This window comes from Halochromatium sp. (genome assembly GCF_054919635.1).
This window is the reverse complement of sequence record NZ_JBUDPI010000023.1, coordinates 1-20,680: the sequence shown is the minus strand read 5'-3', so window position 1 is coordinate 20,680 and position 20,680 is coordinate 1. Positions and strand designations below refer to the sequence as shown.

Here is a 20,680-nt window from a genome sequence, read left to right as displayed (position 1 = left end):
ACTGACTTGTAGCGATTGATTGCAAGCCGTTCTTCAGCATATTGTTGGCGGTTAGCTGCTTCCCGTTGCGCTTGTCCACGTCGAAGTCCGCGACCTGATCTCCGTATCCGCGAAACCTGAAGCAGATGAACATAGCCCCACGGTCGAGGTCTTCGAGCGCTTGCTGATCGTTGCGAGTCAGTTCGAGCGTGCTCGCATCAGGCGGGCCCAGAGAGATGAGGACCGAGGCTGCCTGTAGCCCCGTTGCCAGCCAAATCCAGAAGGCGGCGCCAACTAGCCTGATCTCGGGGGCAATGCGCTGAATGCGGAACTCGAATGGAGCTGCGGACGTCTGAGCGCGAGGGATCAATTGCATACCCCGTGCGATTGGCTCAGTGTGCGATTGGCTCAGTGTGACAGGCGATCTGGTCATCACCTCCGAGGCCGTCATGGCTGTGGCCGATGGGTCATCATTCGCGCAAAGTCGCCAGCGTCCTCCTGCAACAACGAGCAAAGCCTATGAGCACAGAATCGACGGGCCCGCTGGAGGGTCAGCAGTCCAGCTACGAGCGCATCCGTTCCATGACCACCTTAGAGGATGTACTCAGCGTTGCAACTTCCTTCGAAGAGAGCGCGCGTAACTTCTATACCGACCTGATCCCGAAGATCAGCAAGAACTTCCGCTGGCTCGCCGAGGAACTGGCGAAAGAGGAACAGGGCCACTATGAACTGTTCACCGCGCTGGCGGCGCGCGACGACATCCAAGACCAGATCACGGCCGAGGTGGAGCGTCCGGCGACGGACGGTAAGTTCGCCGAGGCCGTGATGACGCCCGACCTCGGCGAGAAGCCCGATGATCAAGCGGTGCTGCAGTACGCCATGAGCCGCGAGCATCTTGCGATGACGCACTACCGCTCACTCGCTGACAGCGCGCCGGCTGGCCCCTTCAAGGAGCTGTTCGAGTACCTGGCCAACGAAGAGGCCAAGCACAAGGAGGAATTGGAAAAGCTCTACTACGAGACGGTCCACAGCGGCGGCGTCTGAGCCCCCTGGCCTGATGGCAAGGATGCCAGGCATTCATGCAGAGCTACCTGGCAGTCAGCCAGGAAGCCAGGAAGCCGTAAGATCGACCGCGACCTTTGGGGCCGCTAGGACCTCCGGACCACCTTTGCTGCCTTCGACCTGATCAATGGAGGCAAAGTCAATGACATCTTGACCCAGGGCATCGCACTCAGCGAGCGGCAGATGCAAGATGAGCGCCGCTGGTTGCAGGATGAGCGATGCTCGAAACCGGCCTCTGGGCGCAGATCGGCGGAGGGACTCTAGCGGTAGCCCCCTGTTGCTGATTTCAGGGTGAGCCTGGCTCGCGCCCCATGGGTGCGGGCAAAATGCGCCTTGTGACAGCAGGCGTTTTCCCTCCGAGGCTCAAGATGGCAGCGAACAGCGAGACCGTAACGCAAGCACGGCGTATCGTCGTGATGTTCGCGACCCTGCTGTTGTTCTGGCTCATGCTCATGGGCCGGGTGACGGCCGACGTGCTCATCGTCGGGGTCATGGTCTCCCTGGCCATCGCGCTGCTGTTCCCCAGCGGCCTCTCGTTCTTCACTGAATTTCGCGCGACCCCCGCAGCGTTCGTTGCGGGGATTCGCTACTACGGCCTGTTCTTCAAAGAGTTGGTCAAGTCCAATCTGAAACTCGCCACCATCGTCCTGTCCCCATCGTTGCCGATCAAGCCCGGTATCGTGAAGGTCCGCACCAGGCTGAAGAGTCGCATGGGGCGGCTGATGCTGGCCAACTCGATCTCGCTGACGCCAGGCACCCTCACGGTCGAGATGGATGGCGAGTGGCTGTATGTGCACTGGGTCAGCGTTGGGTCGACCGATGTCGAGGGGGCCACCGCCGAGATCGTCGCCGGTTTCGAGCGCTATCTCGAGGTCATCTATGGTTGATTTGCTGATCTATCTGGCCGCGACCATCGTTGGGGTCGCCTTTCTGCTCGCGCTCTGGCGCTTCATGGCCGGGCCGACGGCGGTTGATCGCATCATCGCCTTCGATAGCCTCACCATCGTCAGCATTACCGGGATCGCGCTCGCGGCGCTGGCCGAGGGACGCGGCATCTATCTGGACGTTGCCCTGGTCTATGCCTTGCTGTCGTTTCTGGGGGTGATCGTCGTCGCCCGCTACATCGAAAGGGGCTTCTGATGCCATCGCTGCTGTATCTGCTCGGGGCCATCCTATTGGTTGGGGGCGCGGCCTTTCTGCTCTCCGGTGGGATTGGGTTGGTGCGCATGCCGGATGCCTACAACCGCATCCAGGCCGGCACCAAGGCCACCACCCTGGGCACCTTGCTGACCCTCGCCGGGGTCGCCTGCCTGCGCCCGGACTGGGCGCTGAAGTTGCTTTTGATCGGCCTGTTCCTGCTCTTCACCAATCCGCTCTCGTCGCAGGTGCTGGCGCGCGCGGCGCACCGGGTCGGGGTCAAGCAGGCGCCGCAGACGGTCGTCGATCAGCTCGAGCAAGACCTGGGAGAGAAGCCATGACACTGCTCATCGCGATGAGCCTGTTGCTGAGCGTCACCATTGTGGCGGCGGCGATCTTGGCGACACGCGGAGGCCAAAGCCTGGCCGTCTCCATCCTCTCCGCGGGGTTGGTGAGCCTGCTGGCCTCTGTGCAGTTCTTGCTGCTGGCGGCGCCGGATGTGGCCATGACCGAGGCGGCGATCGGCAGCGGCCTGACCACCTTCCTGTTCTTCTTCGTCCTCGGGCGGGTGCGCGGAGGCGAGCATGATTAGGCGCGGTTTCGTCATCCTGCTACTGCTCGGGCTGGCCGCGGTCTTTGTCGGGCTCATGGCCAGCTACTCCCCGGACGAGACGCTGAATCTCAGCGCCCGTTACTACGCTGAGCATACGGCCCAGGACATCGGTGCGGCCAACATCGTCACTGCCATCATCGTCACCTTCCGCGGGCTCGATACGCTCGGCGAGGTCACGGTGCTGTTCCTCACCGCCGCCATCGTCGGCCTGGTGCTGTCTCACGGCGGTCGCGAGGGTTGGGGCTCCGGGCGCGAGTTGCCGCCTGCCGGTGAGCTGCTCACCACGGGCACCCGGCTGTTGGTGCCGCTGATCCTGCTGCTTGGGGCCTATGTCTTCGTCAATGGCCATCTAACCCCGGGTGGTGGCTTTCAGGGCGGTGCCATCCTCGCCTCGGCGATCCTGTTACTGCTGCTGACCGATCCACTGCGGCGCATCAGTCATCGGCTGATCACCGCCATCGAGTCGACCGCCGGTCTGGTCTTCGTCGGCATCGGCCTGCTTGGTATCGTCCTTGCCGGTGGCTTCCTTGACAACCGTATCCTGCCGATCGGCAGCCTCGGCGCGCTCTTTTCGGCCGGCGCGATACCGATCATCTACTCCTTCATCGGCCTCAAGGTCGGCGCGGAGTTCTCCTCGATGTTGGCGTATCTGTCCGAGACGGAGGATCTTTGATGGCCTATATCGCCATGACCACCGGCTTCGTCTTGATCCTAATTGGGCTCTATGGGGCGCTGACCAATCGCAACATCCTGCGCATGATCGTCGCCTTCACGGTCGCCAACACCGGGGTCAACCTGGTCATGGTCGCCGTCGGCTATCTGCACGGGCGCACGGCGCCGATCCTCGATGCGGCGGTGCCGGTGGCCGAGGCGGCCGCGCGCATCATCGATCCAGTGCCGCAGGCCCTGGTGCTGACCGCGATCGTGATCGGCGTCGGCGTGACGGCCCTGATGCTCGCCTATGCGTACAAGCTCTATGAGAGCAAGCGCACCCTCGATATCTCCGCGTTCAAGGACCTGAAATGGTAAGCGCCATCTATATCCTCGCGGTCGGGCTTGGGGCCGCGTTACTGCTCGGTCTGCTGCGCGATGACTGGCGCGCCGGTGCCTATGGTCTGAGCCTGGCGGCACTCGCCCTGATGAGCCTGATCTCCGCCGGCTGGGTCTGGGTGATGGCGGCTGGGGATGGCCGCGCGGTGGACATCCTGACCGCTGGTACCCTGCCACCCTATGCGATCAACCTGCGCATGGGGCTGGCTGAGGCCGTGCTGACCCTATTGATCAATCTGACCGGCCTGCTCTCAGCGGTCTACCTGCGCGACACCATGTTCAAGCAGGGGCGCCGGGCGCTGGCGACCTTGCTGGTCTTCACCATGGCGGCCTGCGGTATCGTTCTGACCCGCGATCTGTTCAACCTGTTCGTGTTCTTCGAGCTGGTCGCCATCGCCACCGGTGGGCTGGTGCTGCTCTCGCGCGATCAGCGTGCCCTGGCGGCGGGCTTCAAGTACCTGGTTGCCTCCCAGGTCATCACCGTCCTGTTGCTGGTCGGCATCATCTTCGCCTACCACGCCACCGGCACCCTCAATATCGACGGCATGGCCGAGCTGTCGGCGCTGGTGCTGCAGGGCGGCGCGCTGGCCTTCTTCCTGATGTTCATCGCCATCCTGCTGGACCTGAAGCCCTTCCCGGCCAATGGCTGGGGGCTGGATGTCTATGAGTCTGCGCACCCGGCCTTCTCGGCGATGCTGTCAGCGGCCTCGGCATCCGCCGCGCTGTTCGCCGCCGATAAGCTGCTGCTGATCGGCGGCTCGACCTGGCTGCCGGTGGCCACCGGGATTGGTCTCTTCGGCTTCGTCGGTGCCAATCTGTTTGCCTTGGCGCAGACCAACGACCGGCGCCTGTTGGGCTACTCCTCGGTGGCGCAGGTGGGGTTGATCCTGGCGGTTGTCGGCCAGCGTGACCTGCTGGGCGATCGCTACCTCTTCATCGCCGGCGGTATTCTGCTGGCCCATGCGGTGGCCAAGGCTGGGCTCTATTGGTTGTCTGGCCTGATCGAAGGGCGCAAGCTGACGGCTTGGAGCGCGCTGCAGGGGCATCCGATCCTGATCTTCGCCTTTGCCAGCTTCATCGCCTTGCTGGTCGGTCTGCCGCCGTTCCCGGGCTTCTACGCCAAGTGGGAGCTGGTCATCGCGCTGGCTGGCGAGGACCGGTTGGCGCTGATCGGGTTGATCCTGTTCGGCGCCTTGCTCGAGGCCGGTTATCTGTTCCGATGGTTCGGGCAGGCGCTCAAGCGAGAGCGCTCGCTGGAACCGGTGGCGGCACCATCCTTCAAGCGCGCGGTGATCTTGAGCGCGGTGGCCGCGGGCTGGGGCCTGGGCTTCATCTGGGGCGCGCTCTCGCCCAACGGCAATCTGCTGCTGGCCGTGCCGCTGCTGTTCGCGCTCGCCTTTCTGGCGCTCGAGCCGCTGTCGGTGCGGGTCAAGAACAGTGTCGCCATCGTCGGCATGGTCGCTTGGTTTCTGCTGACGCTGCCCAGTTATGATCCGCTGCAGCTGATCTTTGCCGCGGTGATGCTGCTCGGTGGCGCCTTGATCCTGCTGGCGAGCTATCAGACGCAGGGGCGGCGCATCGGTTTCTATCCATCGGCCATGCTGATGTATGCCGGCCTGGCGATGCTGATCCTGGCCGAGGACGCCTTCAGCTTCTTCGCGGCCTGGGAGTCGCTCACCATCGGCTCCTACTTCCTGATCCTGCGTGGGCAACGCTCGGAGCCGCATGCGCTCTCGTACATGATCTTTTCCCTCGGCGGCGCCTTCCTGATCCTGGCTGGATTCGCGCTCGCCGCTGGCGGTGATCCAGGGTTCCCGCTGACCGGTCTGGCGCAGGTCGCCGCGCCGATCGCCCCCTGGGTCTTCCTGCTCCTGGCCATCGGTTTCATGACCAAGACCGCCGCCGTTGGCGTGCATATCTGGCTACCGGGCGCCCATGCCGAGGCCGAGACCGATGTCTCGCCGATGGTCTCGGGCATCCTGCTCAAGGCCGGGCTGTTCGGGCTCTTCGTGCTGTTGATGGCCATGGGCAGTCAGCAGCTCCATGGGGTCGAGCTGACCCATATCCTGCTTTGGATCGGGGCGCTCTCGGCGCTGATCGGCAACCTGATGGCGGCCTTTCAGGAGGATGCCAAGCGCCTGCTGGCCTATTCGTCGATCGGTCAGATGGGCTATGCCTTGTTCGGCCTGGCGATGATGAACCATCTCGGCTGGCTGATGGCCCTGATGTTCGTGATCAATCATTTCATCTATAAATCGATGCTGTTCCTCTCGGTCGGCGGCGTCGCCAAGCGCACCGGTACCCGTGACATGTATCGGATGGGCGGGCTGATCACCTTGATGCCGCTGTCCTTCATCGCGGTGCTGATCGGCATCATCGCCATGTCTGGCGTGCCGCCCTTGTCCGGCTTCGGTGGGCGTTGGATCTTCTACAACGCCATCCTGACCGCCGAGTATCGGCTGCCGATGATCCTGATCTTCATCTCCGGGCCGATCGCCTTCCTGTATCTATTCCGGCTGATCCATACCATCTTCCTGGGGCAGCTCAAGGACGAGCACCGACGGGTGAAAGAGGCACCCTTCTGGCTGGTGCTGCCGCAGATGATCTTCGTCGCCTTCCTGTTGGTCTTCGCGCTGGTCCCGGGGCTGGCGCTGCGGCGGGTCGATGCCTACATCAGTCAGTTCCATCCCGAGGGCGCCCTGGGTTGGGAGGGGCTGACCATCACCAGTGCCTTCGGCTATTGGAGCCCGATCTCGATCATGATCGTGGTCGGCGTGATCTTCGCGAGCCTGTTCGCCTGGCTGGTCTTCGTCAATCGCAAGGCGCAAAAGGTCAAGCAGTTCAACATCGTCTTCGCTGGTGAGCGGCCGTATCGACCCGAGACCACGCACTTCGCCTGGAACTTCTTCGCGCCCTACCGTAAGGCGCTGGGTTTCCTCACCGAACCACTGATCGAGCGCTTCTGGGCCGCCATCGTCGATCTCTTGCACGCCAGTGCCGATCTGCTGCGTCGGCTCTACACCGGTAATGGTCAGACCTACGCGATCCAGCTGCTGGCCTTCGTCGTGGTCGTCTACCTGCTGCGGATGGGGCTCTAACCATGTCGTTTGAATGGATCAAGATCCCCTATGCGCTGCTGACCCTGTTCATCGTCGCCAACTATGGCTTCCTGCTGACCGCGGTAATGGCCAAGATCGCGGCCCGGGTCGGGCGCCGGCATGGTATCCAGGTCTGGCAGAACTACCTCGACCTGATCAAGAACTACGGGCTGCGCAGCTCCATCACTCATGGCGTGATGTTCTATCTGGGCCCGGTGTTCCGACTCACCGGCGGGGTCGGTCTGCTGATGTTCGTGCCGACCATCTACGGCAGCGAGATGTTCTCGAACATGTCCTTTGCCGGCGATCTGATCCTGGCGCTCTATTTTGTCTTCTTCGGCTCGCTGGGGATGGCGCTGGGGGCGGGTGAGAGTGGTCATCCCTATTCGGCGATCGGCGTCACCCGCGGGTTGTCGCAGGTGACCGCGGCCGAGCTGCCGTTCGCGTTGGCCGTCTACGCGGTCGCCGTGCAGTATCAGACCCTCTCGGTGACCGAGATCGTGGCTGCACAGCAGGGCGGTATTCTGAATTGGACCCTGTTCAGCAACCCGCTCGCGGTGGCTGCGGCCATGCTCTCGTTCCTCGGCACGATGATGCGCCCGCCGTTCGATGTGGTGCTGGCGCCGCAGGAGATCCCGATCGGGCCGCCGACCGAGTACCACTCGTCCTACCTGGCCCTGATGCAGACCAATCGCGCGATCTTTCCGATCGCCAAGATCGTGATCTACATGAATCTGTTCTTCGGCGGGGCGGCGAGCTGGCCGGTGTTCTTTCTCAAGGTGTTTCTGATCTATCTGGTCTCGGTCATCGTCGGGGTCGTCTTCCCGCGCTTCCGGGTCGAGCAGTCGATTCGCTGGTTCTTGATCTGGGCGGTGCCGCTTGGCATCGCTGCGATCCTAATGGTGTAAGCCCATGAAAGACGATTTTCCAACACCGCCCGTCCGGGATGAGCTGAAGAAGCGCGTCATCGAGACGCCCGATGGCCAAAAGATCGAGATTGATCCGCTGCGGGACTATTACTGTCAGTCCGCGCCGACGGTGATGCCGGCGGCCTACAGCAAGATCGTGGAAGGCCTGTTCAACTGGGCTCGGGCCGAATCGCTCTGGATTCTTGGCTTCGGCACCGGCTGCGGGGCGATCGAGATGCGGCCGCTGATGACGCCGCGCTTCGACGCCTACCGCTTCGGCATCCAGTGGCGGCCGACGCCGCGCCAGTCGAACCTGTTTGTGATCTCCGGCTATCTCTCGGTGAAGACCCTGAAGCGGGTGATCCGCTCCTACGAGCAGATGCCGAACCCGAAGTACGTGGTCGGCTTGGGCTCCTGCACCATCAACGGCGGCATGTACTTCGACTCCTACAACACCATCACCCGGCTGGACCAATACCTGCCGGTGGACGTCTACATCGCCGGCTGCATGCCGCGTCCGGAGGCGCTATTAGCCGGCTTCGAGGAGCTCAAGCGGATCATCCGGGCCGGCAAGGCGGAGGGGGCCAACCAGTACGCCGAGCAGTTCGACTGGTACAAGGCCAACCAGAAGCGGGTGATCCACGACTGGGACATGCCGGACTACAACTGGTGAGCGGCCGATAGCGATGCGCGATCTGTACGACAGACTGACAACGGCCTTCCCGCTGGGGGCGCTGACCGAGCAACGGCCGGACCTGGCGTTCGTCACCATCCCCAGGGAGCAACTCCGATCGCTGCTGATCCATCTGCGCGACCAGGAGGGCTTCACCCATCTGGTGCTGCTCACCGCGGTCGACTGGCTGGAGGATGGCAACTTCCAGCTGACCTACCTGATGAACAACCGGCTGGCAGCTTGCGATCTGGGGGTGCGGGTGATGTTGCCGCGGGACCCGGCATCGATGGACAGCATCCATGACCTCTGGCCCACCGCGGCCACCTACCAGCGTGAGCTGCGGGAGATGTTCGGCATCGACTTCCCGGGCAGCCCCGGGGTCGACGAAGACTTCATCCTCGAAGGCTGGATCAGAACCCCTCCCTACCGGCGCGATTTCGACACCCTGAAGTTTTCCGACGAGGTCTTCGCGCCGCGACCGGGACGCGCGTCGACTGATCCCGCTGAGTTCATGAAGCAACAGCTCTATCCGGACAAGACCTGAGATGGCGTATCAACCAGACCGCAGTCAATACCCATCCAGGAAGCCGGACGGCAGCCTGGACATCGACCTCAGCTCGGGCAAGTATCTGAAGCTCTGGCAGGGGCCACAGCATCCTGGCATCACCGGCAACATGTCGGTCGAGCTGACCGTCTGCGGCGACGAGGTAGTCGAAGGCAAGACCCACGTCGGCTATCTGCATCGCGGCTTCGAGAAGCTGATGGAACGGCGCACCTTCATCCAGTGCTTCCCGATCGTCTGCCGTATCTGTGTCCCCGAGCCCGACTTCAACGAGTACTGCTACGCGGCCGCGGTCGAGGAGCTGGCGGGGCTCGAGGTCCCGGAGCGGGCCGATTGGATACGCACCCTGATCCTCGAGATGGGGCGGATCAACAGCTATCTGATGTACCTCGGGGGCCAGGCCGGGGCGCTCGGCCAGGGCGTGATCGGTCAGTGGACGACCTATGTGCGTGACTTGATGCTTGACCGCTTCGAGGAACTGAGTGGGGCGCGCATCTATCACATGTTCATCATGCCCGGCGGGGTGCGCGACCGGCTGCCCGATGGCTTCGACCAGCGCATGGAGGAAACCCTGCGCGAGATCGAGTCCACGCTGGCCGACGTCAATGACGTCATGTTCCACAACGCGGTGTTCAAGAAGCGCACCGTTGGGCTCGGCTATATCGACCCGGCGATCGTCGATCAATATGGCGTCACCGGCCCGACCGCGCGTGCCGCTGGTGTTGCCAAGGACGTGCGCAAGGATCAGCCCTACCTGGTCTATCCGGAGCTGGACTTCGAGCCGGTGGTCGGTCAGGACTCCGATGTCTTCACCCGTGCCGATGTGCGCCGCCGTGATCTGCTGATCTCGATCGACCTGATCCGCCAGATCCTGGCCCGGATGCCGCGCTCAGGGGCGGTGATGGCGCCGCTGCCGAATGTCTTGCATTGGAAGATCCCGTTTGGCGAGACCTACATCCGCGGCGAGTGCTCGCGTGGCGAATATGGCTATTACCTGGTCACCGATGGCAGCGGCTATCCACGCCGGGTCAATGTTCGCGGTCCATCGTACACGCACGCGATGGCCTTGCTCGAGCGCCTGATCGTCAACTGCAACATCTCCGATGTCGCGGCGCTGATGGTCTCCCTACACACCTATCCGCCTGAGATCGAGCGCTAATGCGGCCGCTGGAACAGATCGAAGTGGCGGCCAATGGTGCACCCAGCGGGATCAGCCAACTGGGTCGGCTCGCTAGGTTGGCCCATCGTGCGCGCATGCCATGGTTCAGCTCTCCACGGTTCAGCTCTACAACAGACGAGACATTAGGATGAGCCTTCGCGACGTCCTTTCTCCCTTCAGCGCCTGGAAGAACCTCTTCCGCGATCCGGTTACGATCCCTGATCCGCTCAACGATCGGCCAGGTGCGCCGCGCTATCGTGGCTTCCACCAAAACGACATCGAGAAGTGCATCGGCTGCGGCACCTGCGAGACGATCTGCCAGAACGCGGCGATCGACATGGTCGCGGTCGCGGAGATCGCGACCAAGCCCGGCGACTCCGGCCTGCGTCCGCGTATCGACTATGGGCGCTGCTGCTGGTGCGCGCTTTGTGTCGATGTCTGCATGACCAGCTCGCTCAGCATGTCGAACGAGTACAAATGGGTCGACCATGACCCGGATGTGTTCTGCTTTACCCCTGGCGTCGATCTGAAGCACTGGGACAGCTCCGAGCTCGGCTACCGGCGTCCTGAGGGACATCGACTCACCGGCATTGAGCGCGTGACGATGGGGGAGCTCGAGCCAGAGGCACGCGCTGACTCGTTCGTCGAGATCGTCGCCGGCTACGACCTCGAGCAGGCCAAGCTCGAGGCCGACCGCTGCGTCTCCTGCGGCCTCTGTGTGGCCACCTGTCCGACACACATGGCAGTGCCCGAGTACATTGCCACGATTCGCGACGGCGACTACGAGCAGGGCATTCGGCTGCTCTATCAGACCAATCCCTTCTCGAATGTCTGCGGCCGCGTCTGCACCCATCGCTGTGAGACCAGCTGCGCGGCGCGGCACGAGGGCGATCCGATCGCCATCCGTTGGCTCAAGCGCCACATCATCGATCAGGTGCCGCACGAGCGGATCAAGCAGATCGCCGCCGAGGGCCGCATCAGCGAGCCCAGCGGGCATCAGGTCGCGATCATTGGGGCCGGACCGGCAGGGCTCGCCGCCGCCTTCGATTTGGCCAAGGCCGGTCATGGCGTCACGGTGTTCGAGGCGCTGCCCGCTCCCGGCGGCATGATGCGCTATGGCATCCCGGAATACCGGCTGCCTTACGACAAGCTCGATGAGGATGTCGACGTGATCCGCTCCATGGGGGTCGAGATCCGTTGCAACACCCGCGTTGGCGAGGACATCAGTATCGATCAGCTGCGCGAGCAGCACGATACCGTCCTGCTCGCCATCGGCCTGCACCAAGGCCGCTCCACACGCATCCCCGGCAGCGAGCATCAGGACGTCGTCTCCGCCGTCGAGCTGCTCCGCCGCGTCACCCTCGGTGAACGCTTTGAGGTTCCAGAGACCCTGGCGGTCATTGGTGGCGGCAACGTCGCCATGGATATCGCCCGCAGCCTGGCGCGCCTGCAGCGCCAGCAGTTTGGCAAGGTCGGTGTCACCCTAGTCGCTCTCGAGGCCGAGGACCTGATGCTCGCCGATCGCGAGGAGATCGACGAGGCACGCGAGGAGGGCGTCGTCATCCTTCCCAGTCGCGGTCCGCGTCAGTGCCTGATCGAGCGCGACGCCCTCACTGGGCTAGAGACCGTTCACTGCGTCTCGGTCTTTGATGAACAGGGGCGTTTCGCACCGAACTACGACGACAGCGACATCCAGATCCACGACGCTGGCCTGATCGTCGAAGCCATCGGCCAGGCTGCCGACCATGCCTTTCTCGGGGAGTCGTTGACCGAGGCCTTGGCATGGGAGCGCAACCGCATCCGCATCGACGCCGACGGGCGCACCTCCGAGTCTTGGCTCTGGGCGGCGGGGGATGCGGTCCAGGGACCGGACGTGATCACCGCGGTTGCTGCTGGGCATCGAATCGCGGCCAGTATGATGGCGGCCTTCGCGGGCAAGTCTGCTCGGATCAGCTAACTCGCGCGCCGCTCGAGTTGACAAACCGCGCGACGACGAGCTGTGCTGCTCGCTTCGTGTTACCAAAGAGAGAATAAATCGGGGTCACTGTTCACGAGCTCATGAGCTAGAAACAGCTAAACCTTGTGGGCCCTCGGAAGCCAGGTTTCGCAGCTAGGGCTCGCTCGGGGGAGCGTTTTCCATGGCTTGAAAGCACTGGAGTCATAATGACGATTGCCGCGTGAACTGTATATAATGACAGTTATCGCGCATGATATTCCTGCTGCCTATCCATTATGGGTGACACCCTGACCCCACGCCAGCGCCAGATCCTAGCGTTCATCCGCGAGCGCCGGCGCGAAACCGGTTATCCGCCGACCCGGGCCGAGATCGCCGAGGCCTTTGGCTTTCGCTCGGTCAATGCGGCTGTCGATCATCTGAAGGCATTGGCTCGGCATGGCGTGATTGCCCTAAAACCCGGGGCGTCGCGCGGCATCACGCTGTTGGATGAGTCTGTTGGGGCTGCTGCTGAAACGGCTGCTGAAACGGCCGCTGAGACGGCCGCTGAGACGGTAGCCAAAGCAGTGACCGAGCCCTTGAGGGGCTCGGAGAGGGCATCCCTGAGCTTGCCGGTGGTCGGCCAGGTTGCGGCCGGTAGCCCGATCCTGGCTGAGGAGCACATCGAGGACTACCACTGGATCGATCCGGGATTATTCCATCCTCGCGCGGATTACTTGCTACGGGTGCGGGGTCTCAGCATGCGCGATGCAGGTATTCTCGACGGTGATCTACTCGCCGTGCACTGCACGCCGGAGGCGCAAAACGGTCAGATCCTGGTCGTTCGCGTCGATGATGAGGTCACGGTCAAGCGCTTCCGGCGGATTGAAGGGCAGCCTCATCAAGTACAGTTGTTGCCCGAGAATCCGGCCTTTGCGCTGATGCAGATCGACCTGCGCGAGCAGGCGCTGGTCATTGAGGGGCTGGGCGTGGGCGTGCTGCGCCTGGGGATCTCGCAAGGAGCGCGGGAACAGCATGGGTCTTCTGGACATCAGGATCGCCAGCAGGTGTCACACCATGCCCGGCGTCTCTGAGCTGCATTCGGTTTCCCGGCAGCAGTCGACCCCGGAGCCGACTGCGTTGCAGCGATTGCTTGCTGATCGCGCCGACCTCTGGCGCGGTCGCGTCGAGACCAGTGCCTTGGCCAAAGGCATGGCGACCGGTTTTGCCGAATTGGATCAGGCCTTGCCTTGGGATGGTTGGCCGATCAATGGGCTCACTGAGGTGCTCACTGATCAGCCTGGTGCCGGACTCGCACTGATCCTGCCAGCCTTGGCGCGCCTTTGCAGCGATGGTCGTCATTCGCCGAGCAGTCAGGCGGATCAATCGGTTGCTCAGCCCGGTCGAGCCAGCAGGGAGGGCAGTCGGGAAGCCAGCAGGGGAGCCAGTAGGGATCAGGCTCACTTGCATCAGCAGGATCAGGGCTGGTTGCTGTTGGTGAGCCCGCCCTTGATCCCGTACGCCCCCGCCTTGGTCGCGCAAGGGCTCGATCTCGAGCGCCTGCTCCTGGTCGATGCGCCAGCGCAGGGCGCCTGGGTCATGGAGCAAGGGCTGCGCATGGGGGGTTGTGCCGCGGTCATTGCTTGGACTGCGAGCGAGCCTGGGCACCAGGGTCGCAAACAGGATGCGGCCTGGACGACGCCGGTGCTCCGGCGGCTCCAGTTAGCCGCACAGTCGCGCTCAACGCCGGTGCTGCTGCTGCGCCCAACCGCTGCCGCGGAGTATCCCACCCCCGCGATGCTGCGATTGGATTGCGAAGCTGGTGCAGATGGGCTGCTGATTGGGCTGCGCAAACTGCGCGGAGGCCGCGCTGGCAGACGGCTTAGCCTCTCGGCTTCCTCGCTTGATGACCTAGGGGCCCGGCCTCCATCGCCGTCTACTGCAGCACCGCAGGTCGCAGTATCCTGCTCATGAGCTGGCCCATGAATCGGGGGCGGTCAACCAAGAGACCCTGCCGCGGCTCGTCTCCACAGCTTGTGGCTTCGGTCCCGGCTGAGGCCCTGGTAGCAAACCGCAGCGACCAAACAGCGGCGATCCGAGCCACGCCAGAGACGGATCTGCTGACTGCTGAATGCCATGGCCAAATCGATTCATGCGATGGTCCGAGCAGCGATAGGAGCAGCCGGGGATATCAGGACGATGGGGGCTGTCGCTGGCTTGGGCTGTATCTACCGGCGTTGTCTCTCCAGCTCTTCGAGCGCACAGTGCAGAGAGCGCTACCGATTGCGGTCAGCGAGCATGAGCAGATCATCGCCTGTAATGCTGCAGCACGCGGTCTTGGTGTGCGGCCCGGTCTCTCCGAGTCCGGTGCCAGCGCACTGTCAGAGGCGCTGCGCATCCTGCCCAGGCGACCGGTGGCCGAGCGCGCGGCATTGGAGCGGTTAGCCGCTTGGGCACTTGGTTTCAGTGATTTGGTGAGCCTAGACCTCGAAGCCGAGCGTCCGGCCGCGCTGGTGTTGGAGGCGCAGCGCAGCCTGCGCCTGTTCGGCGGCGCTGAGGCCTTTCATCAGCGTTTGAGCGACGAGGCCAGCGCGCTTGGCTGGCGGGTGCGTTGCGTGCTGGCGCCAACCCCATCAGCGGCGCTGCTGTTGGCCAAGGCAGGATATCAGGGCTTGATTCCAAGCTGGGCTGCGTTGCGTCAAGCGCTTACAGACCTGCCGCCGGCGTTGCTGATCAGTGAGCGTCAGGCCCGAGAGGATCTGGCTAGCATGGGCGTGCAGAGTATCGGCGCACTGCTGCGTTTGCCTCGCGCTGGACTCGCTGAGCGGTTCGGCTTGCCGCTCTTGCAGCGCATCGAGCGGCTTCTTGGTGAGCGCGCTGATCCAAGACGACCCTATCAACCCCCCGAGCATTTTCAGGTTGAGCTAGAGCTGCCGGCGGAGATCCTCAGCACCGACGCCCTGACCTTTCCCTGTCATCGCCTACTCGCCGAGTTAGCAGCCTTTCTCGCCGCGCGCCAGAGTGGCGTGCAACGATTGCATTGGAGCTTGTCTCATGCCGATGGTGAGGCGACATGCTTTCAACTTGGCAGCGCCCGTCTGGAGGCTGATTCAGGGCGTTGGCTAGCGCTGCTCCGCGAGCGCCTAGAGCGGATCAGGCTAGTGCAGCCGGTCCGCGGCATTGGACTCCTGAGCGAGCGTCTCTATCCACTGCCACCAACCGTTGGCGAGCTATGGAGCCTTGATCCCAGCTGCAATGTACCCGAAGCATCCTTGCTCGATCGTCTTCGGGCCCGTCTTGGCGAGCAGGCCGTGCGTGGCTTGGCTTTGGTGGCAGATCATCGACCAGAGCGCGCCTGGCGTTGGACTCAGCCGGCAATGGCTCATCCGGTTTCGGTGACAAAGCAGGGCAGGGCTCGCAGGCGGCCTGAGACGAAGAAGCAGCTGAGCGCTTTGCTCTTGGCTCGTGCTGAGCGACCCCTCTGGCTGCTGCCTGAGCCGCTGCTGCTCGAGACGCGCCATGGTCGCCCTTGGCTTGATGGCCCGCTTGCGCTCAGCGACTGTTGCGAGCGTATCGAGACCGGCTGGTGGGATGGCTTTGAGATCGCGCGTGACTACTACGTCGCCAAGAACAACCGCGGCGAGCGCCTTTGGATCTATCGCGAGATCCGTGGTGAGCGTCGCTGGCTCCTCCACGGTCTCATGGGGATGCCGCTCTTTTCATCCAGCCATTGACCAGGGAGCACCCCAGGGAGTACCGATGAGCGCGCCAAGACGCCTATTCGACAGCCGTAGCCATTTGCGGTTGGCTCGCCTTGGTTGTCGGTTCAGGCCAGCGCTTCAAGGTCGCACTCGGGCGTCCTGTCTCGCTCGCATCCTGATCAGCGCATCGCTGTTGCCTGCCAGCTGTGCCTTCGCCATCAGTGGTGGGACTCTCGATTCCGAGCAGCGGCATCCCGCGGTATTACACCTCCGTGTTGATCAGGAGGCGCTTTGCAGCGCGGTGAAGATCGGTCGACACACCCTGCTCACCGCTGCGCATTGCGTGGTCGATGCACAGAACGGTGAGCTGAAGTCAGCCTTTCGCGCCGGCGCGCAAATCAGTCTCGACAACAGGACACAGCAGCCCCATGCCGATGGCGCCATCACCGCCGTCGTCGACGAAACCCTGCTGCCGGATGCCTATCGGTTAGGCCTGACGAAGCTGGCTGACTATCGTCGTCGGCGTCTCGCTGAGCTAAAGAGCCAGACCTCGGCCTTGCCGGCAGACCTGATCGAGCAGGGGCTGCGCATGCGTTACCATTTCGCTGAGCGTTATCCCGACGTCGCACTGATTCGGCTAGGGACGGCGACACCTGAGATTCCACCGATCCCTGTGGACTTCACGCCGCTGCAAGCGGGTGCTGAGGTGGAGCTGGTTGGCTTCGGTTGCAGCCAGCTGGCCCAGCTGGGGCAATTCGGCGAGCGCCTGTCAGCCGAGCGTCGCTCAGGTTGGTCGCGGGTGATCCGGGTCGATGTGGTCAATTTCTATACCGAAGCTGGCCGGCGATCGGCCCAAGCCCCGTCGCTCTGTCCTGGTGATTCCGGGGGTCCCGTGCTGTACAAGGGGCGTGTCGTTGGGGTGCATAGCGTTGTCTATGGGCTCAACGCTCGACATGGGGCGCGCTCGAATATGGCCGTCAACTTGGCGCCTCTAGCCGACTGGGAGGCTTGGCCCTGAGGATGGCAACGCCGAGGATGGAGCCGCCAAGCAGGGGTCATGGTCTCGTCGGCGCGGTCGGTTTCCGAGCGCCTCAGGGTCGCGGTCCTTTACCCCTACTATTTGCAGGGTGAAAACGGGGGTGTCCCTGCTGTTAAGGCCGTGTATGGTCATCATCCTGTCATCCGTTAACGATCGAGCTTGCTGCTATGGTTCGCGTTGTCACCATACCTACTCCTCCGGTCGAGGCTGAGTCTCCCGGTCCGATTCCGCTGACCCATCATCAGATCTTGGGACTGGTCGCGCCCTTCAGTCGGCGTGGCTATCAGGTTGATCTCGCGGCCAGTGACCGCGCCCAGCGTCAGCTCAGGTTCAAGCCGGTGCACCATCCAAACCTGCCACTGGACGGGGAATCGCTGACGGAGAGCCTGATCCTCGAGCATCCGGCGGATGATCATTTTTGCTTGCAGCGCGTCCTGAGCGATGAGGCTGGACTCAGCTCGACCCTGAGCATTGAGGGCACTGATCCGGAGCTGCTGCTGGAGCAGATCGAGGCGATCGAGGTCTCCCGTCAGATTGTCGCCGTCGATACTGTTCACATCGCCCGCAGCTATCGGTTGCAACCGGTCGCAGCCAGCGAGCAGCAGCCGGCCCATTGGCGCTTGCAGCTGGTCACGGCTGAGGCCCACACTGAAGGCGCGGTACTGACCCTGAACGCCAAGACTGGGCGCAAGATGCCGGCCGATTTCGAGCTTCGTGCCGAGGATGATCGGCGCTTGCGGGTCCCGGCCGACCTCTTTGCGGTCCTTGGCTGGGAGTGGCGTCCGATGCGTCAGCTCGGCAAGTTCTGGCGCGGCAGCGTGCGCATCGCTGCCGACGAGCCAGCGCGCACGCCCGATGTCGAGGCCAAGCTGTCGCAGGCGGTCGGGCATCTCGCAACGACGCTGCGGAGTGATCCGGCCGATTTTCATGCGCGCTGGCAGTCGGCGCGTTGGCGGGTCACCTTTCAGCGTGCGATCCCGATGCTGATCGGTGTTGCCCTATTGGGCTCGGCGCCGCTGATTCAGCTGCTCTCGCTGGAGACCTCTTCGCTTGCGCGGATGTTCATCTTCCACGCGCCGCCACTGCTATTGATCGGGATCTTCATGCTGCGTGAGCTGCCGGTGATCGAGATACCGCCCATGCCGCGGCGGCTGATCGGCCGCGACTGGATCATCGATGACAGCAAGGGCCGCTTCGGCGGTGGCTCGGTACAGGGTGCCGAGGCCGGATGAATATCCCGCCAGTCTCCATTGCCGCTGCCAAGCAGGCGCTGATTGAACAGTACGCCGATCCCGTGCTACGCCATCGTGCCTCAATGCTCTGGGGCACCCGTGGCGTCGGTAAGTCCTCGATTGTGCGCCAGGTGGCCGATCACTTTGGCGTGCCCCTAATCGACCTGCGCCTGACCACCATCGAGCCGGTCGACATCCGCGGCGCGATCTATGCCGATGACACACAAGGCAAGACGGTCTGGTTTCCGCCCGAGTTCCTGCCGACGGCCGATCAGGCCGAGGGCATCCTGTTCCTCGATGAGCTTACGGCGGCTGATCAGCGCCTGCAGATCTCGGCCTACTCGTTGATCCTCGATCGCCGTGTCGGCCATTACCGGCTGCCTGAGGGCTGGCAGGTCGTCGCCGCCGGTAATGCCAGTTTCCACGGCGCGGTCAGCCATGACATGGGCACCGCGCTTGCCGATCGGATGTTCCACTTCAACGTCCAGACCGTGATCGACGCCTTCCTGAGCCATGCGGTGGCCAACAACTTTGCGCCCGAGGTCATGGCCTATCTGAAGGTGCGCCCCGACAAGCTCGACGATACCCAGATCCAGCTCGCCAACGATCACCTGATCGGTGCCAGTCCACGCGGTTGGGAGGACATCTCCAATGTGCTGCGCTCCGGACTCTCTGACCAGGTCAAGCGGGTCTTCGTGCAGGGCCGGATCGGCGCCGCCAATGCCGCCGAGCTCTTCGGGGTGCTCAAGGAGATCCGGGCCGGGGTTGATGTGGTGGCCCTGCTCGAGGCCGCGCCGGGCGAGGCCACCGCGGCCCTGTTGCCGACCAACCTGGATGCCCTCTACGGCATGATCTACGCGCTCTTGGCCGCGGCGACTGATCGCGAGCGCATGGCACGCGCGCTCGCCATCATCGAGCAGCTGCCCGACGCCCCAGCCCGCGAGCCGCTGCCGGTTCGCGAGGCGCAGACGCTGGCGATGGAGCTGCTCTTGGAGCGCGCGCTCGAGACCGGCCTTGAGGGCGTGGTGCTCGACAGCGTCGCCTATCGTCGCTATAGCGAAGAGCGTGAGCGGTCTGGGCTCAGTGGCTAGCGCGCTGTGCGTCTGGATTGAGTCCGGGGTTGAGCAAGCCTAGCGGGTTGCCGCCGAGGCTGGCATTGTCAACGAGCCGTATCGAGAAAAGAGCGTCCCGATGCAAGCCTCCCTTCATACCCATCGCGGCACCCGTGCGATCCAGAAGATGGTCGAGTACGCGCCTTCGACGGGCGGCTTGGCCCTCTGGATTCGGCATCAAGATGTCGACGAGCTGCCGGCGCTGGAGCGTCGATCGGGTCCGTTAGCGAGCGCCGCCAATGACGGTCGCACCATCTTCTATACAGCGGCCTTTGAGGCGCTAACGCTACCGCAGCAGATCGGCCAGGTCGCCCATCAGGTGCTCCATGTTGCGCTGCAGCATGCACAGCGGGCGAGGGCGCTCGAGCGGCTGCGCGGCGATGTCGATCCAGAGCTCTTCAATATCTGCGCCGATGCCATCGTCAACAGCACCCTCGGACACCTCTCCTGGCTCGAGCTGCCGCAGCAAGCCGTTACCCTGGAGGGGCTCGTCTCCAGTACCTTGCACCGCGAGCAGAGCGCTGCCGCGGCACTGCTCGAATGGGATCTGGAGCGGCTCTCTCGGGCCATCGATGACCGCCGTTTCGGCCGCCAGGGGCGCAGCGGGCGCTCCAACCCCAATCAGAAAGGCAGCGCGGCCGATCAGAACAACAGGCGCGAAGGACAGGATCAGCAGGTGCAGCAGCCGGAGCACGTGCGGGACAACACCGACAGCGCCTCTGAGGAAGGTGCACGCTCAAGCCGCACACGCTGGCTTGGCGAGGCAACAGCGCGCGATCTGCTGCCAGCCGCGGATGACAGGCATCCCGAGCAAGAGGCCGAGCAAGCACGCGAATGGCGCGAACGGCTAATCCGCGCCCATGCCGGCGATGGCGCCCACTCGATGCTGCGCGAGCTGCTCGCCGACCTGCCCAAGGTCCGCACGCCCTGGGAGCACCTGCTGCGCACGCTGCTCACCCGCGGCCTTGCCCGCACGCCCGATCAATCCTGGTCGCGGCCCTCGCGCTCCTACCTGGCCAACCAAGGCCGCACGCCGGGTGGCAAGCGTCTACCCTGGGAGCCGGGCCGCACGGCCTCGCGCGCGGTGCCGCGCTTGGTGGTCATGGTCGACCTCTCCGGCTCCATCGAGCCAGCCCTGCTCGAGCGTTTTGCTTGCGAGATCGAGGCCATCAGTCGCCGCCTCGAGGCCGGGCTGACCCTCATCGCCGGTGATGAGCGCGTCAGCGGCGTCGCCCAATTCGAGCCCGGCCGCTCCAACCTGCGCGAGCTGGCCTTCGAGGGCGGCGGCGGCACCGACTTCAGCCCGTTGCTGCGCGAGGCCGAGCGCTACGCCCCGGATATCGCCGTCTTCCTCACCGATCTCGATGGTCCCGCCGACTACAAACCCAGCTATCCAGTGATCTGGACGGTACCGGCCGTGCA

The 20,680-nt window shown here is 63.7% G+C and carries 20 protein-coding genes; all 20 read left to right on the top strand.

All coding sequences use genetic code 11. From position 1 onward, the window contains the following. Window positions 1-498: 498 nt before the first annotated feature. Window positions 499-1,023 (top strand): ferritin family protein, encoded by a 525-nt coding sequence (locus ACY693_RS02965; protein ID WP_462320343.1) that lies wholly within the window; start codon window positions 499-501, stop codon window positions 1,021-1,023. 386 nt (window positions 1,024-1,409) lie between these two features. Then, window positions 1,410-1,928, top strand: a complete 519-nt coding sequence (locus tag ACY693_RS02960) for a Na+/H+ antiporter subunit E (protein ID WP_462320342.1) — start codon at window positions 1,410-1,412, stop codon at window positions 1,926-1,928. Beyond that, window positions 1,921-2,181: a monovalent cation/H+ antiporter complex subunit F gene (locus tag ACY693_RS02955; RefSeq protein ID WP_323682337.1), complete on the top strand. Its 261-nt coding sequence runs from the start codon at window positions 1,921-1,923 to the stop codon at window positions 2,179-2,181. The genes ACY693_RS02960 and ACY693_RS02955 overlap by 8 nt, the downstream gene beginning before the upstream one ends. Continuing rightward, window positions 2,181-2,519, top strand: coding sequence for a monovalent cation/H(+) antiporter subunit G (gene mnhG, locus ACY693_RS02950; protein ID WP_462320341.1), 339 nt, complete (start codon window positions 2,181-2,183; stop codon window positions 2,517-2,519). The genes ACY693_RS02955 and mnhG overlap by 1 nt, the downstream gene beginning before the upstream one ends. Next, window positions 2,516-2,770 carry a hydrogenase subunit MbhD domain-containing protein gene (locus ACY693_RS02945; protein WP_462320340.1) on the top strand — a complete coding sequence of 85 codons (255 nt, stop codon included), beginning with the start codon at window positions 2,516-2,518 and terminating at the stop codon, window positions 2,768-2,770. The genes mnhG and ACY693_RS02945 overlap by 4 nt, the downstream gene beginning before the upstream one ends. Then, entirely contained in the window at window positions 2,763-3,464 is a 702-nt protein-coding gene (gene mbhE, locus ACY693_RS02940; RefSeq protein WP_462320339.1) for a hydrogen gas-evolving membrane-bound hydrogenase subunit E, read from the top strand. Before ACY693_RS02945 ends, mbhE begins: the two co-directional genes overlap by 8 nt. Continuing rightward, window positions 3,464-3,820 carry a sodium:proton antiporter gene (locus tag ACY693_RS02935; protein WP_200248675.1) on the top strand — a complete coding sequence of 119 codons (357 nt, stop codon included), beginning with the start codon at window positions 3,464-3,466 and terminating at the stop codon, window positions 3,818-3,820. The genes mbhE and ACY693_RS02935 overlap by 1 nt, the downstream gene beginning before the upstream one ends. Then, on the top strand, window positions 3,814-6,939 hold the full coding sequence (locus tag ACY693_RS02930) for a proton-conducting transporter transmembrane domain-containing protein (protein ID WP_462320338.1): 3,126 nt from the start codon (window positions 3,814-3,816) through the stop codon (window positions 6,937-6,939). The genes ACY693_RS02935 and ACY693_RS02930 overlap by 7 nt, the downstream gene beginning before the upstream one ends. 2 nt (window positions 6,940-6,941) lie before the next feature. Further along, window positions 6,942-7,847, top strand: a complete 906-nt coding sequence (locus ACY693_RS02925) for a respiratory chain complex I subunit 1 family protein (protein ID WP_462320337.1) — start codon at window positions 6,942-6,944, stop codon at window positions 7,845-7,847. 4 nt (window positions 7,848-7,851) lie between these two features. Next, window positions 7,852-8,520: a NuoB/complex I 20 kDa subunit family protein gene (locus tag ACY693_RS02920; protein ID WP_462320336.1), complete on the top strand. Its 669-nt coding sequence runs from the start codon at window positions 7,852-7,854 to the stop codon at window positions 8,518-8,520. A 13-nt stretch (window positions 8,521-8,533) separates the two neighbouring features. Further along, the gene (locus tag ACY693_RS02915) at window positions 8,534-9,064 is read left to right on the top strand and encodes an NADH-quinone oxidoreductase subunit C (protein ID WP_462320335.1); all 531 of its coding nucleotides are present in this window, start codon (window positions 8,534-8,536) and stop codon (window positions 9,062-9,064) included. 1 nt (window position 9,065) lies between these two features. Then, window positions 9,066-10,241 (top strand): NADH-quinone oxidoreductase subunit D, encoded by a 1,176-nt coding sequence (locus tag ACY693_RS02910; protein WP_462320334.1) that lies wholly within the window; start codon window positions 9,066-9,068, stop codon window positions 10,239-10,241. A 148-nt stretch (window positions 10,242-10,389) separates the two neighbouring features. Then, on the top strand, window positions 10,390-12,198 hold the full coding sequence (locus ACY693_RS02905) for an FAD-dependent oxidoreductase (protein WP_462320333.1): 1,809 nt from the start codon (window positions 10,390-10,392) through the stop codon (window positions 12,196-12,198). A gap of 275 nt (window positions 12,199-12,473) precedes the next feature. After that, window positions 12,474-13,268, top strand: coding sequence for a transcriptional repressor LexA (lexA, locus tag ACY693_RS02900; protein WP_462320332.1), 795 nt, complete (start codon window positions 12,474-12,476; stop codon window positions 13,266-13,268). Next, window positions 13,252-14,148, top strand: coding sequence for a hypothetical protein (locus ACY693_RS02895; RefSeq protein WP_462320331.1), 897 nt, complete (start codon window positions 13,252-13,254; stop codon window positions 14,146-14,148). Before lexA ends, ACY693_RS02895 begins: the two co-directional genes overlap by 17 nt. A 290-nt stretch (window positions 14,149-14,438) precedes the next feature. Further along, window positions 14,439-15,908 carry a Y-family DNA polymerase gene (locus ACY693_RS02890; protein ID WP_462320330.1) on the top strand — a complete coding sequence of 490 codons (1,470 nt, stop codon included), beginning with the start codon at window positions 14,439-14,441 and terminating at the stop codon, window positions 15,906-15,908. A gap of 160 nt (window positions 15,909-16,068) precedes the next feature. Continuing rightward, a complete protein-coding gene (locus ACY693_RS02885; RefSeq protein WP_462320329.1) occupies window positions 16,069-16,893 on the top strand; it encodes a trypsin-like serine protease in 825 nt (274 codons plus the stop codon). Window positions 16,894-17,081: 188 nt separating this feature from the next. Next, window positions 17,082-18,146, top strand: a complete 1,065-nt coding sequence (locus ACY693_RS02880; protein WP_462320328.1) for a hypothetical protein — start codon at window positions 17,082-17,084, stop codon at window positions 18,144-18,146. Beyond that, window positions 18,143-19,237, top strand: coding sequence for an AAA family ATPase (locus tag ACY693_RS02875; RefSeq protein ID WP_462320327.1), 1,095 nt, complete (start codon window positions 18,143-18,145; stop codon window positions 19,235-19,237). Before ACY693_RS02880 ends, ACY693_RS02875 begins: the two co-directional genes overlap by 4 nt. Before the next feature lie 100 nt (window positions 19,238-19,337). Beyond that, window positions 19,338-20,680: vWA domain-containing protein (locus ACY693_RS02870; RefSeq protein ID WP_462320326.1), on the top strand; the 1,343-nt coding region annotated here is incomplete at its 3' end.